The sequence below is a fragment of the Nocardia sp. NPDC052001 genome (assembly GCF_040680615.1).
Classification (GTDB): domain Bacteria; phylum Actinomycetota; class Actinomycetes; order Mycobacteriales; family Mycobacteriaceae; genus Nocardia.
Map to the genome: position 1 here is coordinate 185,185 of NZ_JBFAXC010000001.1, position 18,721 is coordinate 203,905.

19 protein-coding genes are annotated in these 18,721 nt (G+C 66.6%); 10 read left to right on the top strand and 9 right to left on the bottom strand.

Going from position 1 to position 18,721, the window contains the following annotated elements; genetic code table 11:
- Positions 1–97: 97 nt before the first annotated feature.
- The 4 genes from AB0L82_RS00850 (at position 98) to AB0L82_RS00865 (ending at position 5,651) form a co-directional block, all read left to right on the top strand.
- Entirely contained in the window at positions 98–838 is a 741-nt protein-coding gene (locus AB0L82_RS00850) for a glutamine amidotransferase (protein WP_364628991.1), read from the top strand.
- Positions 839–894: 56 nt separating this feature from the next.
- Positions 895–2,424 (top strand): phosphatase PAP2 family protein, encoded by a 1,530-nt coding sequence (locus tag AB0L82_RS00855; protein WP_364628995.1) that lies wholly within the window; start codon positions 895–897, stop codon positions 2,422–2,424.
- A gap of 77 nt (positions 2,425–2,501) precedes the next feature.
- Complete coding sequence (locus tag AB0L82_RS00860; protein WP_364628997.1) at positions 2,502–3,275, top strand: hypothetical protein; 774 nt, start codon at positions 2,502–2,504, stop codon at positions 3,273–3,275.
- A gap of 117 nt (positions 3,276–3,392) precedes the next feature.
- On the top strand, positions 3,393–5,651 hold the full coding sequence (locus AB0L82_RS00865) for a germacradienol/geosmin synthase (RefSeq protein WP_364629000.1): 2,259 nt from the start codon (positions 3,393–3,395) through the stop codon (positions 5,649–5,651).
- Here AB0L82_RS00865 and AB0L82_RS00870 read toward each other — a convergent pair.
- From AB0L82_RS00870 to AB0L82_RS00880, 3 genes are all read right to left on the bottom strand, one after another.
- The gene (locus AB0L82_RS00870) at positions 5,638–6,996 is read right to left on the bottom strand and encodes a hypothetical protein (protein ID WP_364629002.1); all 1,359 of its coding nucleotides are present in this window, start codon (positions 6,994–6,996) and stop codon (positions 5,638–5,640) included. The two genes, AB0L82_RS00865 and AB0L82_RS00870, sit on opposite strands and share 14 nt — an antisense overlap.
- 128 nt (positions 6,997–7,124) lie before the next feature.
- The gene (locus tag AB0L82_RS00875) at positions 7,125–7,733 is read right to left on the bottom strand and encodes a dihydrofolate reductase family protein (protein WP_364629004.1); all 609 of its coding nucleotides are present in this window, start codon (positions 7,731–7,733) and stop codon (positions 7,125–7,127) included.
- A gap of 64 nt (positions 7,734–7,797) precedes the next feature.
- The gene (locus tag AB0L82_RS00880; protein ID WP_364629007.1) at positions 7,798–8,676 is read right to left on the bottom strand and encodes a LysR family transcriptional regulator; all 879 of its coding nucleotides are present in this window, start codon (positions 8,674–8,676) and stop codon (positions 7,798–7,800) included.
- An 84-nt stretch (positions 8,677–8,760) separates the two neighbouring features.
- Between AB0L82_RS00880 and AB0L82_RS00885 the strand changes: the two genes are divergently transcribed.
- Positions 8,761–9,786: a bile acid:sodium symporter family protein gene (locus AB0L82_RS00885; RefSeq protein ID WP_364629009.1), complete on the top strand. Its 1,026-nt coding sequence runs from the start codon at positions 8,761–8,763 to the stop codon at positions 9,784–9,786.
- On the opposite strand, the gene AB0L82_RS00890 is transcribed toward AB0L82_RS00885, so the two are convergent.
- The gene (locus AB0L82_RS00890; RefSeq protein ID WP_364629012.1) at positions 9,749–10,744 is read right to left on the bottom strand and encodes a polysaccharide deacetylase family protein; all 996 of its coding nucleotides are present in this window, start codon (positions 10,742–10,744) and stop codon (positions 9,749–9,751) included. The genes AB0L82_RS00885 and AB0L82_RS00890 overlap by 38 nt on opposite strands.
- A gap of 112 nt (positions 10,745–10,856) precedes the next feature.
- On the opposite strand from AB0L82_RS00890, the gene AB0L82_RS00895 reads away from it, so the two are divergent.
- The 3 genes from AB0L82_RS00895 to AB0L82_RS00905 all read left to right on the top strand — a co-directional run bounded on the left by AB0L82_RS00895 (position 10,857) and on the right by AB0L82_RS00905 (position 12,958).
- The gene (locus AB0L82_RS00895; protein WP_364629015.1) at positions 10,857–12,191 is read left to right on the top strand and encodes a putative glycoside hydrolase; all 1,335 of its coding nucleotides are present in this window, start codon (positions 10,857–10,859) and stop codon (positions 12,189–12,191) included.
- A 127-nt stretch (positions 12,192–12,318) separates the two neighbouring features.
- Positions 12,319–12,549, top strand: a complete 231-nt coding sequence (locus AB0L82_RS00900) for a lipopolysaccharide assembly protein LapA domain-containing protein (RefSeq protein ID WP_364629018.1) — start codon at positions 12,319–12,321, stop codon at positions 12,547–12,549.
- A 103-nt stretch (positions 12,550–12,652) separates the two neighbouring features.
- Positions 12,653–12,958, top strand: a complete 306-nt coding sequence (locus AB0L82_RS00905; protein WP_364629021.1) for a hypothetical protein — start codon at positions 12,653–12,655, stop codon at positions 12,956–12,958.
- On the opposite strand, the gene AB0L82_RS00910 is transcribed toward AB0L82_RS00905, so the two are convergent.
- Entirely contained in the window at positions 12,953–13,621 is a 669-nt protein-coding gene (locus AB0L82_RS00910; protein WP_364629023.1) for a cysteine hydrolase, read from the bottom strand. The genes AB0L82_RS00905 and AB0L82_RS00910 overlap by 6 nt on opposite strands.
- Positions 13,605–13,931: a hypothetical protein gene (locus AB0L82_RS00915; protein ID WP_364629026.1), complete on the bottom strand. Its 327-nt coding sequence runs from the start codon at positions 13,929–13,931 to the stop codon at positions 13,605–13,607. Before AB0L82_RS00915 ends, AB0L82_RS00910 begins: the two co-directional genes overlap by 17 nt.
- A gap of 111 nt (positions 13,932–14,042) precedes the next feature.
- Here AB0L82_RS00915 and AB0L82_RS00920 point away from each other — a divergent pair, with 111 nt between their 5' ends.
- Positions 14,043–14,396, top strand: coding sequence for a helix-turn-helix domain-containing protein (locus AB0L82_RS00920; protein WP_364629029.1), 354 nt, complete (start codon positions 14,043–14,045; stop codon positions 14,394–14,396).
- Positions 14,397–14,399: 3 nt separating this feature from the next.
- Here the strand turns inward: AB0L82_RS00920 and AB0L82_RS00925 are convergent, their stop codons facing one another.
- A complete protein-coding gene (locus AB0L82_RS00925; RefSeq protein WP_364629032.1) occupies positions 14,400–15,299 on the bottom strand; it encodes a MarR family transcriptional regulator in 900 nt (299 codons plus the stop codon).
- A gap of 69 nt (positions 15,300–15,368) precedes the next feature.
- Between AB0L82_RS00925 and AB0L82_RS00930 the strand changes: the two genes are divergently transcribed.
- Entirely contained in the window at positions 15,369–16,172 is an 804-nt protein-coding gene (locus AB0L82_RS00930; RefSeq protein WP_364629035.1) for an SDR family NAD(P)-dependent oxidoreductase, read from the top strand.
- Between the two features lie 5 nt (positions 16,173–16,177).
- On the opposite strand, the gene AB0L82_RS00935 is transcribed toward AB0L82_RS00930, so the two are convergent.
- Together AB0L82_RS00935 and AB0L82_RS00940 are read right to left on the bottom strand one after the other, a co-directional pair.
- The gene (locus AB0L82_RS00935; protein ID WP_364629038.1) at positions 16,178–17,179 is read right to left on the bottom strand and encodes an ABC transporter permease; all 1,002 of its coding nucleotides are present in this window, start codon (positions 17,177–17,179) and stop codon (positions 16,178–16,180) included.
- Positions 17,176–18,702, bottom strand: a complete 1,527-nt coding sequence (locus tag AB0L82_RS00940) for a sugar ABC transporter ATP-binding protein (RefSeq protein WP_364629041.1) — start codon at positions 18,700–18,702, stop codon at positions 17,176–17,178. Before AB0L82_RS00940 ends, AB0L82_RS00935 begins: the two co-directional genes overlap by 4 nt.
- Positions 18,703–18,721 lie beyond the last annotated feature (19 nt).

The following is an 18,721-nucleotide window of genomic DNA, read 5'->3' on the forward strand; positions in this document are numbered from 1 at the left end:
CCGGTCCGCGCGGGCGCGATCCGGAACTCGGACCGGGTAATCATCGCTAAATGGACTTCCCAGTTTTCCGGGCGCTCGGTATTCCATAATCGAATCCATGCCCAAGCCCTGCGTACTGCTGCAGTTGCGTCCGGAAACCGCCGCGGCGGATGACGAATACGCCGCCATCCTGCGCATGGGCGAGCTGTCGCCCGGCGATCTGGTGCGGGTGCAGATGGATCGCGAATTCCCGGATCTGGCGCTGGACGACTACTGCGCGGTGATCGTCGGCGGCGGTCCCAGCAATGTCAGCAATCCCGACGCGCGCAAGTACGACTATCAACGGAAATTCGAGCCCAAGCTGCGCGAACTGGTCTCCGAGATCGTGGCGCGGGACTTTCCCTACCTGGGCGCGTGCTACGGACTGAGTATTCTGGCCGATGTGCTCGGTGGACGGGTAAGCGATGAACGCTACGGCGAAACCGCCGGGGCGACCACGATCGAGCTCACGGCCGAAGCCGAGCGGGACAGCCTGCTCGCGGGCCTGCCGCATTCCTTCCGGGCCTTCGTCGGCCATAAGGAAGCCTGTCAGGAGACCCCGCCGGGCGCGGTGCTGCTGGCCGATTCCGCGGGCTGCCCGGTGCAGATGGTGCGGGTCGGCGAGCACGTGTACGCCACCCAGTTCCATCCCGAACTCGACGGTGACGGGCTCGCGCTGCGCATCGAGATCTACCGCAACGCAGGCTATTTCGATCCCGAGGAGGCCGACCTGCTGACCGCCCTCGGCCATCGCGAATCGGTGCCCGTACCCGCGGAGATACTGCGCCGCTTCCTCGACCGCTACTACCGTGATCGATGAGTGCGCCGGTGGCGCAAGCACTTCGCCGCATCCTGCCACCCGGTAGGTTCGATGGGGTGAGTGCTTGGTTTGGGCGAAAGTTTCGACAGGTAGGCAATTTCGACCGGGCCGTGAACGGTGCGGTGGGGCGGATTCCGGTGACGGCGGTCGATCGCGGCATGCTGCGACTGACCCATACCGCCGATCGCGGCGTGCTGTGGGCGGGCATCGCGGTGCTGCTGGCCGCCCGCCAGGGTTCGACCCGGCGCGCGGCGTTGCGCGGCGTCATCTCGGTCGCGGGTGCGAGTTTCACGGTCAATGTGGTGCTCAAATCCCTGTTCGCGCGCCGTCGCCCAGCTGCCGAGGCGCTGCCCGCGGCGCGGCGGCTGCTGCGCTTCCCGACCTCATCGTCCTTCCCCTCCGGGCACAGCGCCTCGGCGGCGGCCTTCGCGACGGCGGTCGCGCTGGAGAGTCCGCGTGCCGCGCTGGTGGTCGCCCCGCTGGCGGCCTCGGTCGCGTATTCGCGGGTGCACACCGGTGTGCACTGGCCCTCGGATGTATTCGTCGGCGCGGCAGTGGGTTCCGGTGTCGCGCTGGCCACCCGGCGCTGGTGGCCGGTGCGCGTCTCGGATGAGGCGCAGGCGCGGCTGGTGCGCGAGGCTCCGGCCCTGGTCGACGGCAAAGGTCTTGTACTGCTGGTGAATCCGGTTTCCGGCGCGGCCGGTTACGACCCGTACGACGATGTGGTCGCGGCGCTGCCCGCCGCGACCGTCTACCGCACCGAGCCGGGCCGCGATGTCGTGGAGCATCTGGAGACGCTGCTCGCGGAGTACACCGGTGAGGTCCGCGGGGTCGGGGCGGCCGGTGGTGACGGCACCATCGCCGCGGCCGCCACGGTCGCGCTCCGGCACGATCTGCCGCTGGCGGTCATCCCCGCCGGCACGCTCAATCATTTCGCCCGCGATCTCGGCGTCTACGATCTGCTCGAGGTGGTGGATTCCACCGGTGCGGGCGAGGCCGTCGCGGTCGATATCGCGAGCGTGGAACTCGAGACCGCCACCGGTTCGCGCACCCACCATCTGATCAATACCGCGAGCCTGGGCGCGTATCCGGATCTGGTGCGGCTGCGCGAGAAATGGCAGGGGCGCTGGGGTAAGTGGCCCGCCTTCGCGGTCGCGCTCATCATCATGCTGCGCCGCGCGGAGCCGATCCGGATTCGCTTCGAGGATCGCTGGCACGATGTCTGGTTCGTCTTCATCGGCAATGGTCCCTACCATCCGCACGGTGCGGTCCCGGCCTTCCGCTCGCGGCTGGACGCCGGACTGCTCGATGTGCGCTGGGTGCGCGCCGATGTCCGGTTCTCTCGTTCGCGTGCGGTGCTGGCGTTGTCGCTGGCCGCGATCGGCCGCAGCAAGGTGTACGGCGAACGCCAGGTGCCGGAGTTGACCGTGCATTTGAATGAGCCGGAGTCGGTCGCGGCCGACGGCGAGGTGCTCGGTGCGGCCGTGCGCGTGCACTTCTCGATCGCCGGGCAGGTGACGGCCTATCGCCGCGACGAATCCAATCCGCGCTGGGCGAATCGTCCGCGCCCGCACCACCGCGGCTGACCCTTCCCCTTGTAGAGTTCGGAACACAGGTTCTTCCGCTGGTTGCCGTGTTCCGATCTCTTCGCGAGGGGAATTCGATGAAGCATTCAGCTCGACCGGGCGCCGGCCTGTGCCTGGCTTTCATCGCCCTTCTCCTGACCGGATCCGCCTGCGCCACTTCCGCCGCCGATGATCCGACCGCGGACGTAGATACCGGGGCCACCCCGGGCACCTACTCGTACTGGGTGCCGCCCGCGGATCCGACCTCGTTCAGCATGCCGATGATCCTGGTGGCCGATCCCGGCAATTACAACGCCTACTGGTCGAATCAGTTCAGCCTGAACGACGCCGCGCACACCGGCGGATACCTCGGCTTCCAAACCCATGACACCGGCGGCGGCATGTTCCTGGGTTCGTTGCGGAACGCCAAATCGGCGAAACCCGGTTCGGACAACACCTACTGCGCCGAATTCGGCGGTGCGGGCGGCGGCATGTCCTGCCGTTGGAACGAGCGCCCCCGCCCGGGTGATCAGTATCTGCTCACCGTGAGCAAGGCGGGCAGTCACGGCTGGACCTTCACCGTGGTCAACTCCACCGCCAACACCACCACCGTGCTCGGCACCATCTACACCGAGACCGACGCCAAACTCTCCGGCGCCGACTTCGTCTCCTGGACAGAGTATTTCGACTGGAACGACCCGGCCACCACCTGCGCCCAGGCCAAATACTCCAAACTCCTGTTCGGCATCCCCGCCACGAGCGCGGGCAACGGCCACTACACCGGAATCGACACCCGCAAACGCTGCCCTCGAATGGAGCGCGTAACCCTGAGCCCCGCGGGCGCGACCCAGGAGAACGGTCCACAGCCGTAACTCGATCTCCGGACATCCGCGCAACGGACCGCTGAGCATGTTCCGATTCCCGTGAAAGTTGGCGGCGCTGGTCGTACCGTTGTTGGGGGCGTTTTAGTCGATGACTAGGGGGTTGCTGTGCAGCCGTTCGAACTTCCCGATTTCTATATGCCCTATCCCGCGCGGCTGAACCCGCATCTGGAGCAGGCCCGTGCCCATACCCGTGAGTGGGCCGCTGACATGGGGTTCTTCGAACCGCAAGCGGGGCATCATATTTGGGACGAGTCGGATCTGGAGCGCCACGACTACGGGTTGCTGTGTGCATACACGCACCCGGATTGTGATGGCGCGGAACTGGATCTGATTACCGACTGGTACGTCTGGGTGTTCTACTTCGACGACCACTTCCTGGAGCTCTACAAGCGCACCCGGGATATCACCGGTGCGCGCGACTACCTGGAGCGGCTGCGGGAATTCATGCCGCTCACCGGAATCGATATGCCAGAGCCGACCAATCCGGTGGAGCGCGGCCTGGCGGATCTGTGGCCGCGCACGGTGCCCGCCATGTCCCTGGACTGGCGCAAACGCTTCGCCACCACCACCCAGGCGCTGCTCGAGGAATCGCGCTGGGAGCTGAACAATATCGCCGAGGGTCGCGTCGCCAATCCCATCGAATACATCGAGATGCGGCGCAAGGTCGGCGGTGCGCCGTGGTCGGCGAATCTGGTGGAACACGCGGTGGGCGCGGAAGTGCCCGCCCAGCTCGCGCCCACCCGGCCGCTGCGGGTGCTGTGCGATACCTTCGCCGATGCCGTGCACCTGCGCAATGACATCTTCTCCTATGAGCGCGAGGTGCGGCAGGAGGGTGAGAACGCCAACTGCATCCTGGTCATGGAGCGTTTCCTGGGGGAGGAGACGCAATCGGCCGCCGAGATCGTGAACGATCTGCTCACCTCGCGGGTGCAGCAGTTCGAGTACACCGCGCTCACCGAATTACCGCTGCTGTTCGCCGAATACGGCGTCACCCCGGCCGAGCAGGCCGATGTGGCGTTGTACGCCAAGGGATTACAGGACTGGCAGTCCGGCGGGCACGAATGGCATATGCGGTCCAGCCGGTATATGAACAAGGGCAGCCGCAAGAGCGCCACCCATGCGCTGCCCGCCGCTCTAGCTCCGGCGGGTCTGGGCATGTCGGCGCTGCGAATTACCCCGAGCAGCCTGGGGCTCAAGCGATTCGCGCGATTCGCGCATCAGCCGTTCGAGCCGGTCGGCCCGACGCCGCTGCCCGAGATCTACATGCCCTTCGAACTACGGCTCAATCCGCTGCTGGACAGCGCCCGCGAGAACGTCGTCGAATGGGCGCGCGCGATGGGCATGCTCGAACCCGTGCCCGGCCTCGAGGTGAACATCTGGAGCGAGGCTGATCTGCGCGATTTCGACTTCGCGCTCTGCTCTTCGGGATTGGACCCGGACGCCACCGCCGACGAACTCGATCTGGCCACCGCCTGGCTCACCTGGGGCACCTATGTGGACGATTTCTATCCGGCCGCGTTCTTCCCGACCCGGAACGTGATCGGCGCGAAGGCGCAGGGGCACCGGTTACAGCAGTTCATGCCGATCGACCAGCCGGTCGCCGCCGTGCCCGCGAATCCGCTCGAACGCGGCCTGCTCGAACTGTGGACCCGGACGACCGCCCCCATGGACGCCGAGCAGCGCGGCGAATTCCGCAGGGCCGTACAGAGTTTCCTCACCGCCTGCGAATGGGAGGTGCTCAACCAGACGCTGCATCGCATCCCCGATCCCATCGACTATGTGGAGATGCGCCGGGACACCTTCGGCTCCGATCTGACCAAGGCGCTGTCCCGGCTCTCGCACGGCAATCTCGTTCCGCCGCATGTGTATCGGACCCAGACGCTGTCGAATCTGGAGAACACCGCCGCCGATTACGCCATCCTGCTCAACGATCTGTTCTCCTATCAGAAGGAGACCGAGTTCGAGGGCGACTTCCACAATGGCGTCAGCGTGATCCGCAATTTCCTGGACTGCGACCGCGATCGGGCCGTCACCCTGATCAATGATCTGATGACGGCCCGGCTGGAACAGTTCGAGCGGGTGGTGAGCCGGGAGCTGCCGACGCTGTACGAGGAATACGACCTCGACGAATCGGTGCGCCGGGTGCTGAATCAGCGCGCCGCCGAACTCCAGGATTGGATGGCGGGCATCCTGAACTGGCATCTGCACTGCCGTCGCTACACCGAATCCCAACTGGTGCGACGATTCCGGCCGGAGCCGGTCGCGGCGGCGGCCCGGCCCGAACTGCCATTCCTGCGGCCGACCGGGCTGGGCACGCTCGGACTGCGCATCGGCGCGGCCCGAGCGCAGGTCACCTCCGGGTGACGCACACCGTCGCACCTAGGCTGATGCCCGGATCGATGGTGATGTAGGGCGAACCCGGCGGGCAATTCGCGTCATTGGGCTGATGCACATCGGTCACCTGGAAACGGGCAGCCGGATCGCCGCAGTCCAGCCGCCGGGTGCGGGCCGAGGTGCCGGTGCCGTCGACGGCGATGCAGTCGCCGAATGTGGCGTAACCGCTATCGCTCTGATCGGCCGGGCCCAGGCAGATCGACAGCACCAGATCGGTCTTGTCATTGCTCGTCATCGAGAACGCCGAGGCGGCAACGATATCCGGGCATTGCGGGCGCACCGGCTGCTGGTAGCCGGTGCTCACCTTCAGCACCTTCTTGGACGCCTCGGGCGCGGTGCAGGCCACGATCTTCTGCACATTCCTGTCGAGGCAGTCGCCGACCACGGCGCTGCCCAGATAGGTGGGATCCGTTGCGGTCACGCACAATACGATCGCCCGGCCGCCCAGTGACGCCTGTGCGTACGCCTGTCGCGCGGTGGTCTCGTTCTTGCACGCCTGATCGGTGACCGGCACCGCCAGATGCATTTCGACGGCCAGCACCTTCGCGCCGAAAACTCCTGTGCCGCAGGGCACCCGTAGAATCGTATCGCCAGCACCCTTCACATCGACGCAGTCACCGGCCTGCACCGCGCCCGGATCGTTCATATTGATTCGGGTCGGCGCGAGACACAGCACGGTCTCCACCTTCTCGCCCGCATCCACCGGTTCGGCGACCGCCCTGGTGACATCGGGATATTTGGTGCACACCGATTCGAGCGGATACTTCACATCCTCCCGGGCGGCGATCCGATAGAGCGCGTTCGGGTCCGCGCAATCGAATTCGACCGGCGGATTCGATGTGATCGATACGCACGCGTTGAAAGCGAAGCGCTGCAACGGATCCGGCCGGGTCACCAGGTACCCGGCCACCGATCCGGCCACCGCCACCACGAACGCCACCGCCACCGCCGCCCATACCAACGGCCTTCGCGTCCAGGACTTTTGCGGCGGCTCTACCGGATGATCGGTCGGCCACGGACCGGGCGGGACGGAGCCGGGTGGAACGGGGCCGGGCGGTATCGTTCCGGCACCCCACCCGGCAGTGGCGGTCGGCGGCGCGCCCGTCCACGGTTCCGGTTCGGCGGGCGCGGGCCACGTCGCGGGGGCCTGCACCGCGGGCGACTCCCCGGTGGGCGGCGGCGCCCAGCGTGAATGGGCAACCGGGTTCGGTCCGGCGGCCGCCCATTGGACCTCGGCCGGATGATTCGGTTCCGGCGCCGGGGCCGGGCCGGTATGGACGGGTTCGTCGACAGAATTGTCCGACTGGTCGTGCACTTTTCTTCCCCCACCAGCTGTTACGCGGTATTCGAGTCCCCGCGGTCGCGGGGGAAGATGATCTTAACCGGGCCGGGCGACAGTGCCGCCCGATCTGTCTTACGGTGCGGCCCAGTCCGTCTCGGCCATCAGTCCTGCGACAGATGGCGGGTGGCCTCGGTGTAGCCGCCGGTGCGCGACTCATGGTCCGAGGTGTAGATCAGGTGCAGCACGCCGGTGCTGAACGGGGTGGCCGAGAGCAGCCGCAGCGGGATCGGGTCGCCCTCGTCGAACAGGCGCAGACCGCTCCGCAGCGCGATCGGATGGACCAGCAGGTGCAGTTCGTCGAGCAGGCCCGCGGCCAGCAGCTGCCGCACGATGGACGGGGAACCGCTCATGGCGATATCGGTCTCGCCCGGCTCCTGCTTGAGCGCGGTGACCGCCTCGATCAGATCGCCCTTCAGCAGTTCGGAATTGCGCCACGGCAGGTCCAGATCCTGATGCGAGACGACGATCTTGCGCGCGTCGCCGAGCGCTTTCGCCATACCGGCGTCCTCACCGCCACCGTTCTCGCGATCCGGCCAGGCGGCGGCGAAACCCTCGTAGGTGGCGCGGCCGAGCAGCAGGGTGTCGGCGGTGGCGAGCTGGGAGCCGACGGCCGCGCCCATCTCGTCGTTGAAGTAGGGGAAGTGCCAGTCCTGGGGGTCGCCGATCACGCCGTCGAGCGAAATGAACAGTCCCGCAGTGATTTTCCGCATTGTGAGCTCCTTGCCGAAGTTGGTGTCAGCAGTACAGACGGGGCCCGCTCCGGAAAGTAATCGGTCACCAGCCGGGTCGTGCGCGATCGCCGTGTTTGAGCCGGTTGGTGTTCTCCACGATGGCCCGGGTCAATGCCTGTTCGGGTGCGGACTGCGCGCGGCGGGAGGCGGAGATCAGCACGAATTCGATGCGTTCGGGACGGGGCACCGGCAGGCCCGCGACCGGGTACAGATCCGGCGGCAGCAGTGCCTCGCTGTGCACCACGAAGCCGAGTCCGGCGAGCACCGCGGCGCGAAGTCCCAACTGCCCCTTGGTGGTACAGGTGATCCGGTATTCCAGACCGGCGTGTTTCAGCGCCGCCAGCGCGGATTCGCCGGACAGTCCGGGCGGCGGGTAGGCCACCACCGGGATGGGCCGGGTGAGATCGGGGACGGCCCCGTCCGGTCCGGCCCAGATGAACCGGTCCTCGAAGATCAGCTGTCCGTGGCGCTGGCCCGGTCGGCGTTTCACGAAGGCCAGATCGATGCGATCGGCGCGCAGATCGGCGTGTATCTCATCGCTGAGTCCGATGAACAGCTCCAGATCCACCTGTGGATAGGCCCGCCGGAATTCCAATAGGATCGCGGGAAGTGCCTGGGAGACAAGGTCTTCCGAGACGCCGAAGCGGATCCGGCCGGTGATCGGCTCACCGCCGAACAGCCGCATGGCCTCGTCCTGGGCGTCGACGATGGTGCGCGCCAGGCGAATCAGGGCCGCACCCTCGGTGGTGAGCGTGACCGCATGCGTATCGCGGGTGAAGAGCTCCCGGCCCAGCGCGGATTCGAGCTTCTTGACGTGCCCGGAGACCGTTGGCTGGCGCAGCCCGAGCTGCCGGGCGGCCTGACTGAAACTGCGGTACTGCTCCACCGCCAGGAAACTGCGCAGCATGACCGGATCGAGCATCGGCGCTCCTATCGCGATTCGTGATAACGAATATAGCGGATATCGCATTCTGCTATGTACTGCCGGACCGTAGCGTCGCCAAGTGTGAAGGTGCTGAGCAAGTTCCATCTCGACGGTTTCATCCTCGGTCTGCTGACCATGGTCTTGCTGGGCGCGTTGGTACCCGTCTCGGGGTCGGCCGCCGATATCTTCGGCTGGATCACCAAGGCGGCCATCGCTCTGCTGTTCCTGCTGTACGGCACCCGGCTCTCACCCGCCGAGGCGTGGGCGGGTCTGAAGCATTGGCGGCTGCACCTGACCGTGCTGTCGGTGACCTTCCTGATCTTCCCGGTGCTCGGGCTCGGGATCTGGTTCCTGGGACGTGATCTGCTACCCGCCGATCTGCGCACCGGTGTGCTGTTCCTGTGCCTGGTGCCGTCCACGGTGCAGAGCTCCATCGCCTTCACCTCCATCGCGCGCGGCAATGTGGCCGCGGCCATGGTCAGCGCCTCGGCCTCGAATGTGCTCGGTGTGCTGCTGACCCCGCTGCTGGTGGTGCTGCTCATGACCACCGGCGGCGGGGTGCGCATCGGTGCGGGCGCGATTCTGGCGATCATGACGCAATTGCTGCTGCCGTTCCTGATCGGCCAGCTACTGCGCCCGGTGATCGGCGGCTGGCTGACCCGGCATCAGCCGCTGGTCAAATACGTCGACCGCGGTTCGGTGCTGCTGGTGGTGTACACCGCGTTCAGTGCGGGCACGGTGCAGGGCATCTGGCGGGCGGTGCCGCCGATTCGGATTGCCGAGGTCGCGGTGATCTGTGCGGTGCTGCTGGCCGCGGTGCTGGCCATTTCCGGCGGTGTGGGCAGGCTGTTGCACTTCGCGCTCGCCGATCGCATTGTGATCACCTTCGCGGGCTCGAAGAAGAGTCTGGCCTCCGGCCTGCCGATGGCCGCGGTGCTGTTCGCCGGTCAGCAGACGGCGCTGATCGTGCTGCCGCTCATGATCTTTCACCAGATTCAGCTGATCGTCTGCGCCTTCCTGGCCCCGCGGTTCGCGCGCAAGCACGCGGAAGGTGAGCCCGTGCCGCCGGTCAGTACGGTGCCGATTGCGGCGACCAGCGCGCGGTGAGTTCGCCGGAGAGGTTGCGGGGGAACGAGATTCGACCGGGATTGCCATCGCAGGTGTAGCGCTGCTCCGGATGGTCGGTGAGGTGATCGAGCCAATAGGCGGAGTCGAACGGCACGGGCGCGCGACCCGAGCGAATGCGCGGAATGGCGGTGGCGTCGAGCGCTCCGAACGGGGAGGGCGCGGGTTCCGCGCCGACCAGCATGACGGCGTCGAAGGAATACGGTGTGCCGTCCCAAGTGCCCGCGCTCGCCAGCCCGCGATCCGATGGTGAGATGCCAAGGGGCAGTGCCATTGTCCGGATCGGTGAGTTCGGAACCGCGGCGGTGATGGCGCGCAGATTCTCCACCAGTTCGCGCTGCACGCCGGTGCTGTCCAACCGGCCCAGGTTGGCATGCGTGGCGGTGTGCGCACCGATCTCATACCCGTGCGTGGCCAGCCAGGGCAGGGCGCGCGGATCGTTCGCGAACGGTTCGTTGTTGACGAAGAATGTTGCGGTGGAGCCGAATTCGGGATGTTTGGCGTGGAAATCCTCGAGTATGCCGATGGCGCTGTCCGGCGTCGGAGTGCCCTCGGCGGTGAAGGCGAGCTGGCTGATGGTGGAATCGTCGAAGGTGAGCACCACCGGATGGGTGCCTGCGGGCAGATCGATCGCGCCGGAGACATAGCGGGACACCGTGATCGGCCGGTAATTCTCGCGCAGCAGCCGATCCAGTTCGGCGCGGAACTTGTCCGGCGTCTGGTCGTAGTCCCCGGCGGGGGCGGGGGAGAGCTGGTGATACATGAGAATCGGGATCAGCCCGAGTTCGTTCGCGCCGACGGCGGCCGGATCGGGTGGCGGCTCGGTGGTGGCCGAGGGCGGAGTGGTGGCCGGGGCCGGGGGGCTTTCGCTACCGCCGCAGGCGGCGGCGAACAGCAGCAGTGCGGCGGCGGCGACCCGCAGGGCCGTGATCTTGGCCATTGTCGAACTCTACTGTCCGACAATCCGTCTCGGGCGAGAGTCGGAAATCCCAACCGCCCGGCTCGCCGACAGCGGATAGTTGAGGGACCTCGAGTGAGAGTTGGTGTGGGCGTTGCTGAAGCGGGTCCCGGCCACCGGGCGTCGACGACTGTTGATCGTCGGCACGGTGGTGGTGATTGTCGTGGCCGGTGTGATCATCGGCTTCCTGCGTACCGATCCCGCGGCGCGAACCGCCTCGGCGGCGGTACCGCTGGCGTTGGAGGTGACCCAGCCCGATCCGGTCACCTCGCTGCATGCGCCGATCACGGTGCGCGGGAAGGCGACCGGGGCCAAGAGCGTCACCGTCGCGGGTAAACCGGTCAGTCCCGGGGCGGACGGTACGTTCGCGCTCACGGTGCCGGGTCCGGCCGCCGGGGCCACCGTGGTCGCCACCGACGGTGATGGCAAAACCGTCACCCAGCCCATCACCACCCGGGCCGAGGTGCCGCGCATTCGCGCGGTGCATGTCACCGCGTACGCCTGGGCCTATGAACCCATGCGCGAAGATGTGCTGAATATGGCGCGCGAGGGGCGGATCGACACCGTTCAGCTCGATATCAAGGATGAGGACGGCGTCGTCGGCTACGACTCGCAGGTGCCGCTGGCCCGCGAATCCGGTGCGTCCGCGGCCATCTACGATGCCGGGTCGGCCCTGAAGACACTGCACGATATGGGTATTCGGGTGGTCGGGCGGATCGTGGCCTTCCGGGACAAGACCATGGCCGAATGGGCGTGGCATGCCGGGCATCAGGACTGGGTGATCCAGAATCCGGGCGGCGGGCCCTACGCCAGCCACTACGGCGCGATCGCGTTCACGAACTTCGCGAGCCCCGAAATGCGCCGCTACAACATCGATCTCGCCACCGAGGCGGCCGGTCTCGGGTTCGACGAGATCATGTACGACTACATCCGCCGTCCCGATGGGCCGCTTTCCAGCATGGTGTTCCCGGGACTGGTCGATACGCCGACGGTGTCGATCGCGGAGTTCCTGCGCGAGAGCCGGGATCCGGTGCGGGCGGCGGGCGCGTTCCAGAGCGCGGCCGTCTTCGGCATCGCCGCCACCCGGCCCGATGAGATCGCCCAGGACATTCCGCAGATGGCTCGGCATCTCGACTACGTCGCGCCCATGCTCTACCCCTCGCATTGGAATGCGGGTGAATACGATGTGGCGAGCCCGAATTCGCAGCCGTACGACATCATCTTCCGGTCACTCCAGGATTTCCAGCGCCAGGTGGAGGGCACCGGGGCGAAGGTGATTCCGTGGCTGCAGGATTTCAGTCTCGGGGTGAGTTACGGCGATGCCCAGGTGCGCGCGCAGATCGATGCCGCGGCGGCGGTGGGGATTCCGAGTTTCTTCCTGTGGAACGCGTCGGTGAGCTATCACGCGGGGGCGCTCGACCCGGCGTGATGACAACGGTGGACCCGGGCGCATGCTCGACTCGCCTGGGCCGGTGATCTGGTTTCGACCGGGGTGCGGGGGATAGTTGACCGTATAGCTACACCGACCGGTCGGAACTATCCCGCCAGGAGTGCGCATGAGTAGCCCGGAAAAGCGGTCCTTGCTCTCCCGCATCACGCCGAACCAGTGGATCGCCCTGGTCATCACGGTGCTGGCGGTCATCTTCGTGGCCGCGAACCGGAACAAGGTCTCCATCGAATTCCTGCTCGTCTCGGTCACTTCGCCGCTGTGGCTGATCCTGCTGGTGATGTTCGTGATCGGCTGGATCGCGGGCCTGCTCACCGCCCGGTCGCGCCGCCGCCGCTAACCGGACATAGGTGAGAATTGGCGCGAAGGCTGAATTCGGCGGAAATCGGTGCTGTACTTGAGCCGGTTTATTACGAATTGGTCTCGGGCTGCGAGGTGGCGCGATGGTTCGGAAGGTCAAGCGGTTAGGTTCGGCGCGGTCGCGGCGGCAGTTGATGCCGCTGCCCGGTGGCTATCCACCGCGGACCGCACCGTACTACCTGGTGCCGATTCGGCCCGCGCAGGCTCCGCGCACGGATTACACGGAGCCCGGCGGCGAGATACTGCTGCTGGTGCTCGGACTGCTCTGCTTCGGAGCGGGCGCGGTGCTGGCGGTGCACGGCGTGGTGGTGATCGCCATGGTGCTCATCGCACTCGGCGGTTTCCCTATCTACTTCGCGAAGGTGATCCGCGCCCAGCGCCGGCTATGACGTGCGTTTCATCAGATCGAGCAGGGCGGCCGTGTCGGTCGTGCGCGATCCGCCCGCGAAAGCCAGTGTGGCATAGGCGCGTTCGGCCGCTTCGGGATGTCCCGCGCCGCAGGCGTCGGTCACCATGACCGGGAGATAGCCGAGATCGGTGGCGTGCCGCACGGTGGGTTCGATGCCCACCTCGAGCGCAATGCCCGCGATGGCGAACGAGTCGATTCCCAAGTCCCGCAATACGATATCGAGCGGGGTGCCGACGAAGGCCGACATGGCGATCTTGTCGAACACCACCTCGTTCGCACCCGGCTCCAACTCGGGCACCAACTGGTACTGGGCCGACCCCTGCGGGAACGCCGCCTGTACTTCGTTGGGATCGTCCTTGCGCTGCCATTCCATCGCGGTCCGCAGTTGCGAGACGCCCGCCGCCGCTACCGGCATCGACATATGCCGGGTGTACAAGACGCGGAAACCCTTCTCCCGGGCCATATCCCGGATTCGCACGCAGTTCTCGACGATGCGGGCGGCATCGGGAATCTGCCGCACGATCCCGACCTGCATGTCATAGATGATCACCGCCAGCCGCCCCGGATCGACCACATCCTCGACCGTCTGCGGAATGCTCAATCCGTACGCGTACCGCACGCCGCCCTCACTTGGTCCGGTCATAGGGCTCACCGACGTCGACCGAGGTATTCATCAGCGCCTCCAATGGCAGTGGTGCGGTCACCGGCACATACGTCCACTCCAGCAACCCCTTCTTGGTCAGCGGAAAATCGTCGATATACCGCTTCGCCTCCTCCACACTATCCACCTCGAACACGATCACCACCCCTGGTTCGTCGGCCCGGGCGTAGTTCTCCCGCACGATCCCCGCCTTCCACAGCCGCCACACATTGGCGACTTCTTCGGGTAGGAAGGGAGTGATGGTCTCCAACGTAACCCCCGGCTTGAAACGATCAAATGTAATGACCTTCATGAGCTTTCGACTCCGTATCGGCAGTTTCGACGCTTGCGTACGGAGTCCATGGAAGCCCGATGATTACAGTCTTACAAGAACGCACTTTCCGGTAAGCACCCCGAGGTAACCATGCCCGCGAAGCGCTACTACTGCCCCGTCGAGGTCACCGTCGACCTCATCGGCGGCAAATGGAAACCCGTAATCCTCGCCCACCTCAAGGAGGGCGCGCACCGCTACGGCGAACTCCGCCGCCGCATGCCGAACACCAGCGAGAAGATGCTCATCCAGCAACTCCGTGAACTCGAGGCCGATGGCCTGGTCCGCCGCACCGCCACCGCCACCGTCCCACCCCAGGTCGACTACGACCTCACCGACGAGGGCTGGACCCTGGTCCCGGTCCTGACCGCGCTGTACGAATGGGGCGAAAAGCGCGGCGCCAGAGCGGGAATCATCCTGGAGAACATCACCCCGCAGGTGGGTTGAGGATCAGATCAGGTGGCTGCCGGGCCGGGGGTCACCAGATGCGGTCGCACCCGGATCCGGGGAACCCGGGTCGACGGTGACCGTGTGGTGGTCGGCTACGCCGCGGGTGAGTTCGATGTGCAGCGTCGCGCCCGTGGACAGTGCGGTGTGCAGGGTGTCGATGGCGCGCAGGCTCCGGCCGTCGACCGCGGTGAGCACATCGCCGGTTCGGATTCCGGCTTTGTCGGCGGGGGAGCCGGGGGTGACTTCGCGGACCAGCAGACCGGTGATCGGGGGCAGGCCGACGGCCCGGCGCATGGTGACGGCGAGGTGGGCGGGGGCCAAAGTCATTCCCAGTCCGGGGGATTCGACGTCGGGGGTCGAGCCCTCGAAGGAGACGAGTAGGCGGTGCAGCAGGGTGCGGAGCGTATCGCGCTCGTCGGGGCCGAGGGCGGACAGCATGCGGTTTTCCAGGTCCAGGTGGGCGGGAGTTACCCGGTCGAGGCGTTCGCGGCCCGAATCCGTCAGTGCCACCAGGGTATTGCGGCGGTCGGCGGGGTCGGCGGTCCGGGTCGCCAAGCCCTGCTCGACGAGCCGGTCGACGCGGACGCTGATCGTTCCGGAGGTCAGCCCCAGTTCGCGCATGAGGTAGCGCTGGGAGACGCCGCCGGTGTTCTCGTGCAGTCGGAGGGTGGCCAGCGCGATGTAATCCGGTCCGTTGAGGCCGAATTCGACGAATCCGGCTTCGATCTCGGCATCCAGGAAGCGGCGCACCTTACCGAGTCGCTGCACGATCGCGACCGGTGAGAAGTCCAGTTCGGGTTGTACGCGCGCCCAGCCCGCCAGCAGTCGATCCACCGAATCCGGTGGTCCGGCCTGCTGTGGCCCGGCCGGGTTCGATTCATTTCCGGTTGACGAAGGCATTCGCTCACCCTACGCTTCGGATCAATAGTTTGGACTCAAGCTATTGAATCAAGCGAAAGCGAATCACGCATGGACCTGCAACTCGACGGGAAGCGCGCCCTTGTCACGGGCAGTTCGAATGGAATCGGACGGGCCATCGCGCTCGCCCTGGCCGCCGAAGGAGCGGCGGTCGTGGTGCACGGGCGGGACCCCGAGCGCACCGGGGCGACCGCCGACGCCATCGCGGCGGCGGGCGGCAAAGCCGCGGTGGCCCTTGGCGATCTGTCCTCCGATGATCCGGCCCGCGAGGTGGCCGATACCGCCACGGCGGCCTTCGGCGGTATCGACATCCTCGTCAACAATGCGGGCGGGCTCGGTGCGGACGGCTGGACCACCGCCACCTCGGCGGACTGGCTGGCGCTCTACAACACCAATGTCGCCGCCGCTGTCCGGCTCATCCGGGCGCTCACTCCGGCTATGCGAAATGCCGAGTGGGGACGCGTAATTCAGATCGGCAGTGCCGCGAACCCCAACCCGCTACCGCCGCGCGCCGCCTACAGCGCCGCCAAGGCGGCCCTGGCCAATCTCACCGTCAGCCTCTCGAAAGAGCTGTCCGCCACCGGCATCACCGTCAATACGGTCAGCCCCGGCCCGGTTCACCTGCCCGCCTTCGACGATTTCGCGCGCGAGTTCGCCCGCGCGCACCACCTCCCCGACGATATCCCGGCCGCCACCCGCGTCCTGTTGGACGGCCCGCTCGCCAACCCGTCCGACCGGCTCACCGAACCCGCCGAAATCGCCGCCCTCGTAACCTTTCTCGCCAGCCCGCTCGCCGCCTCCGTCAACGGCGCGAACCTGCGAATGGACGGCGGCATGGTCCCCACCGTCAACTGAGGTGGTCAGGCCGCGCCGGAGAGATGGGTCATGAGGCGTTTGCGGTAGGCGTCGAGGATGACGGCGATGATGATCACCGCACCGGTGACCATGATGCGCTGGAAGTCCGAAACTCCCATCAGGAGTAGGCCGTTGGTGAGGACGCCGAGCAGACAGGCGCCCAGCAGGGTGCCGATGACCGAGCCGCGGCCACCCGACAGGCTGGCTCCGCCGATCACCACGGCGGCGATGGCGTTGAGTTCATAGCCCTGGCCGAGAATGGGGCTGGCGACCCCGAGGCGGGCCATGTAGATGACGGCGGCGATGCCCACGCACAGTCCGCCGATGACGAAGCAGACGATTTTGATCAGATTCGTGCGATGGCCCGAGAGTCGCACCGCCTCCTCATTGTTCCCGGTGGCATAGACCAGGCGGCCGAAGACGGTGCGGGACAGGATGAACCAGGCCGCGGCGACGATCAGCAGCGCCACCGCGAAGACGGCGGGTATGCCCGCGATGGTGCGGGTTCCGAAGGCGGTCAGTTCCTTGGGGAGGCTGTAGATGGTGCGGGCATCGGTGTACTGCTCGGCCGCACCGCGTGCGAAATAGAGCATGCCGAGGGTGACGATGAAGGACGGGACACGCCAGCGTTCGGTGACGAAACCACTGATCAGACCGCAGAGTGCGCCGATGACAAGGCTCAATGCGATCCCCGCGGGGATGGAACCCGCCCCGCTGTTCTCCATCGCCTTGCCCGCCACCACCGCGCAGAGCGCGATGACCGAACCCACCGAGAGGTCGATGCCGCCGACGAGGATGACGAAGGTCATCCCCACGGCCAGAATCGTATTCAGGGTGATCTGGGTCATGATGTCGCGGATATTGCCGGTGGTCGCGAAATGCGGTGCGGCGGCTAGGAAGAACGCGGCCAGGGCCACCAGGGCCACGCCGATTCCGGCTTCGCCGAGCACCTGGGTCAGGATGCGGTTGGTGCGGGTGTCGGCTCGTACCGTGCTCAGGGATGTCATGCTGCACCACCGTTTTTCAAGTAGCCCGAGTAGGCGAGGTTGAGGATGTGTTCGGGATCGAAGTCGGGGCGGGCGATTTCGCCGGTGATCCGGCCCGCGGAGAAGACCAGAATGCGATCGCAGACGCCGATGAGTTCGGACAGGTCGGAGGAGACCATCAGCACGCCCTTGCCGGTATCGGCGAGATTCAGTAGCAGCTGGTGGATTTCGTAACGCGCGCCGACGTCGATGCCGCGCGTCGGCTCGTCGACGATCAGCAGATCGGTGTCGGCCGCCAGCCAGCGGCCAAGCACCACTTTCTGCTGGTTGCCGCCGGACAGCGCGCGCACGGTTTGCTCCACCCCGCTCGATTTGATCCGGAGCTTGTCCGAAAGCGCACGCGCCGAAGAGTTTTCGGCTCCGCGCCGGAGCAGCCCCAACCCGCTGACCTGGTCCAGGCTGGCCAGGCTCAGATTCGCGGCGATGGACAGATCCAGCACCAGCCCCTGTGCCTTGCGATCCTCGGTGAGCAGGCTGATACCGCGCCGCACCGCCGCGCGCGGATTCGGAATCCGAGTCGCGTTGCCGCGCACCGTGACCGCGCCACCGGCGGCCCGATCCGCGCCGAAGATCGCGCGCATGGCCTCGGTACGTCCGGAGCCGACCAATCCGGCCACCCCCACCACCTCACCGGCGCGCACCGTGAACGAGATCGGCGGGGTTCGCGGGGTCACCGTCAACTCCCGCACCCGCAGTAGCTCCGGGCCCAGCTCGCGGGGAGTGACCGGGGGATATTCGGCGGCCAGCTCGCGCCCGACCATCATGCGCACCAGCCCGGGAATGTCCAGCCCGGCGATATCCCGCGCCGCGACCCCGGTTCCATTGCGCAGCACGGTGACTCGATCGCCGATCTCGAAGATCTCGTCGAGATGATGCGAGATGAAGATGATCGCGACGCCCTCCTCCCGCAGCCGCCGCATCACCTTGAACAGTGTGGCCGTCTCGCGCGGGGTGAGGGTGGCGGTGGGCTCGTCCATGATCAGCAGACGGCATTCGGTGGACAGCGCCTTGGCGATCTCCACCAGCTGCATCTGCGCGATGCCGAGCCGCCCGACGGGGGTGTCCGGTGATACGTCGAGCCCGACCTGCTCCAGCAAACCGGCTGCCCGCCTGCGCATTTCACGACGATCGACGATCCCGAACCGGCGCGGCATGCGCTGCAGGAACAGATTCTCGGCTACGGTCAGCGCGGGCAGCAGCGCCAATTCCTGATGCACGACCTGGATTCCGGCGTGCAGCGCCGCCGCGGCGGATCCGGGCCGATGCTCCGCACCGCCCAGCCGCATCCGCCCGGAGTCCGGCTGTTCCAGTCCCGCAAGGCATTTCACCAGCGTCGATTTTCCGGCGCCGTTCTCACCGATCAGCACGTGAATCTCTCCGGCGGTGACGCTCAGATCGACGCCGTCCAGCGCCGTGACGCCCGGATAGCGTTTGGTAAGACCGGTGACCTCGAGCAGGACGCCGGCCGTTGATTCGGGGTTCATACCGTTTCCACTACTCTCG

What these genes read in the sequence shown, in the direction of transcription:
- AB0L82_RS00850 (WP_364628991.1), top strand. Translation starts at nt 98, where the DNA reads ATGCCCAAGCCCTGCGTACTGCTGCAGTTGCGTCCGGAAACCGCCGCG.
- AB0L82_RS00860 (WP_364628997.1), top strand. Translation starts at nt 2,502, where the DNA reads ATGAAGCATTCAGCTCGACCGGGCGCCGGCCTGTGCCTGGCTTTCATC.
- AB0L82_RS00875 (WP_364629004.1), bottom strand. Translation starts at nt 7,733, where the DNA reads ATGCGGAAAATCACTGCGGGACTGTTCATTTCGCTCGACGGCGTGATC.
- AB0L82_RS00880 (WP_364629007.1), bottom strand. Translation starts at nt 8,676, where the DNA reads ATGCTCGATCCGGTCATGCTGCGCAGTTTCCTGGCGGTGGAGCAGTAC.
- AB0L82_RS00890 (WP_364629012.1), bottom strand. Translation starts at nt 10,744, where the DNA reads ATGGCCAAGATCACGGCCCTGCGGGTCGCCGCCGCCGCACTGCTGCTG.
- AB0L82_RS00900 (WP_364629018.1), top strand. Translation starts at nt 12,319, where the DNA reads ATGAGTAGCCCGGAAAAGCGGTCCTTGCTCTCCCGCATCACGCCGAAC.
- AB0L82_RS00905 (WP_364629021.1), top strand. Translation starts at nt 12,653, where the DNA reads ATGGTTCGGAAGGTCAAGCGGTTAGGTTCGGCGCGGTCGCGGCGGCAG.
- AB0L82_RS00910 (WP_364629023.1), bottom strand. Translation starts at nt 13,621, where the DNA reads ATGACCGGACCAAGTGAGGGCGGCGTGCGGTACGCGTACGGATTGAGC.
- AB0L82_RS00915 (WP_364629026.1), bottom strand. Translation starts at nt 13,931, where the DNA reads ATGAAGGTCATTACATTTGATCGTTTCAAGCCGGGGGTTACGTTGGAG.
- AB0L82_RS00920 (WP_364629029.1), top strand. Translation starts at nt 14,043, where the DNA reads ATGCCCGCGAAGCGCTACTACTGCCCCGTCGAGGTCACCGTCGACCTC.
- AB0L82_RS00925 (WP_364629032.1), bottom strand. Translation starts at nt 15,299, where the DNA reads ATGCCTTCGTCAACCGGAAATGAATCGAACCCGGCCGGGCCACAGCAG.
- AB0L82_RS00930 (WP_364629035.1), top strand. Translation starts at nt 15,369, where the DNA reads ATGGACCTGCAACTCGACGGGAAGCGCGCCCTTGTCACGGGCAGTTCG.
- AB0L82_RS00935 (WP_364629038.1), bottom strand. Translation starts at nt 17,179, where the DNA reads ATGACATCCCTGAGCACGGTACGAGCCGACACCCGCACCAACCGCATC.
- AB0L82_RS00940 (WP_364629041.1), bottom strand. Translation starts at nt 18,702, where the DNA reads ATGAACCCCGAATCAACGGCCGGCGTCCTGCTCGAGGTCACCGGTCTT.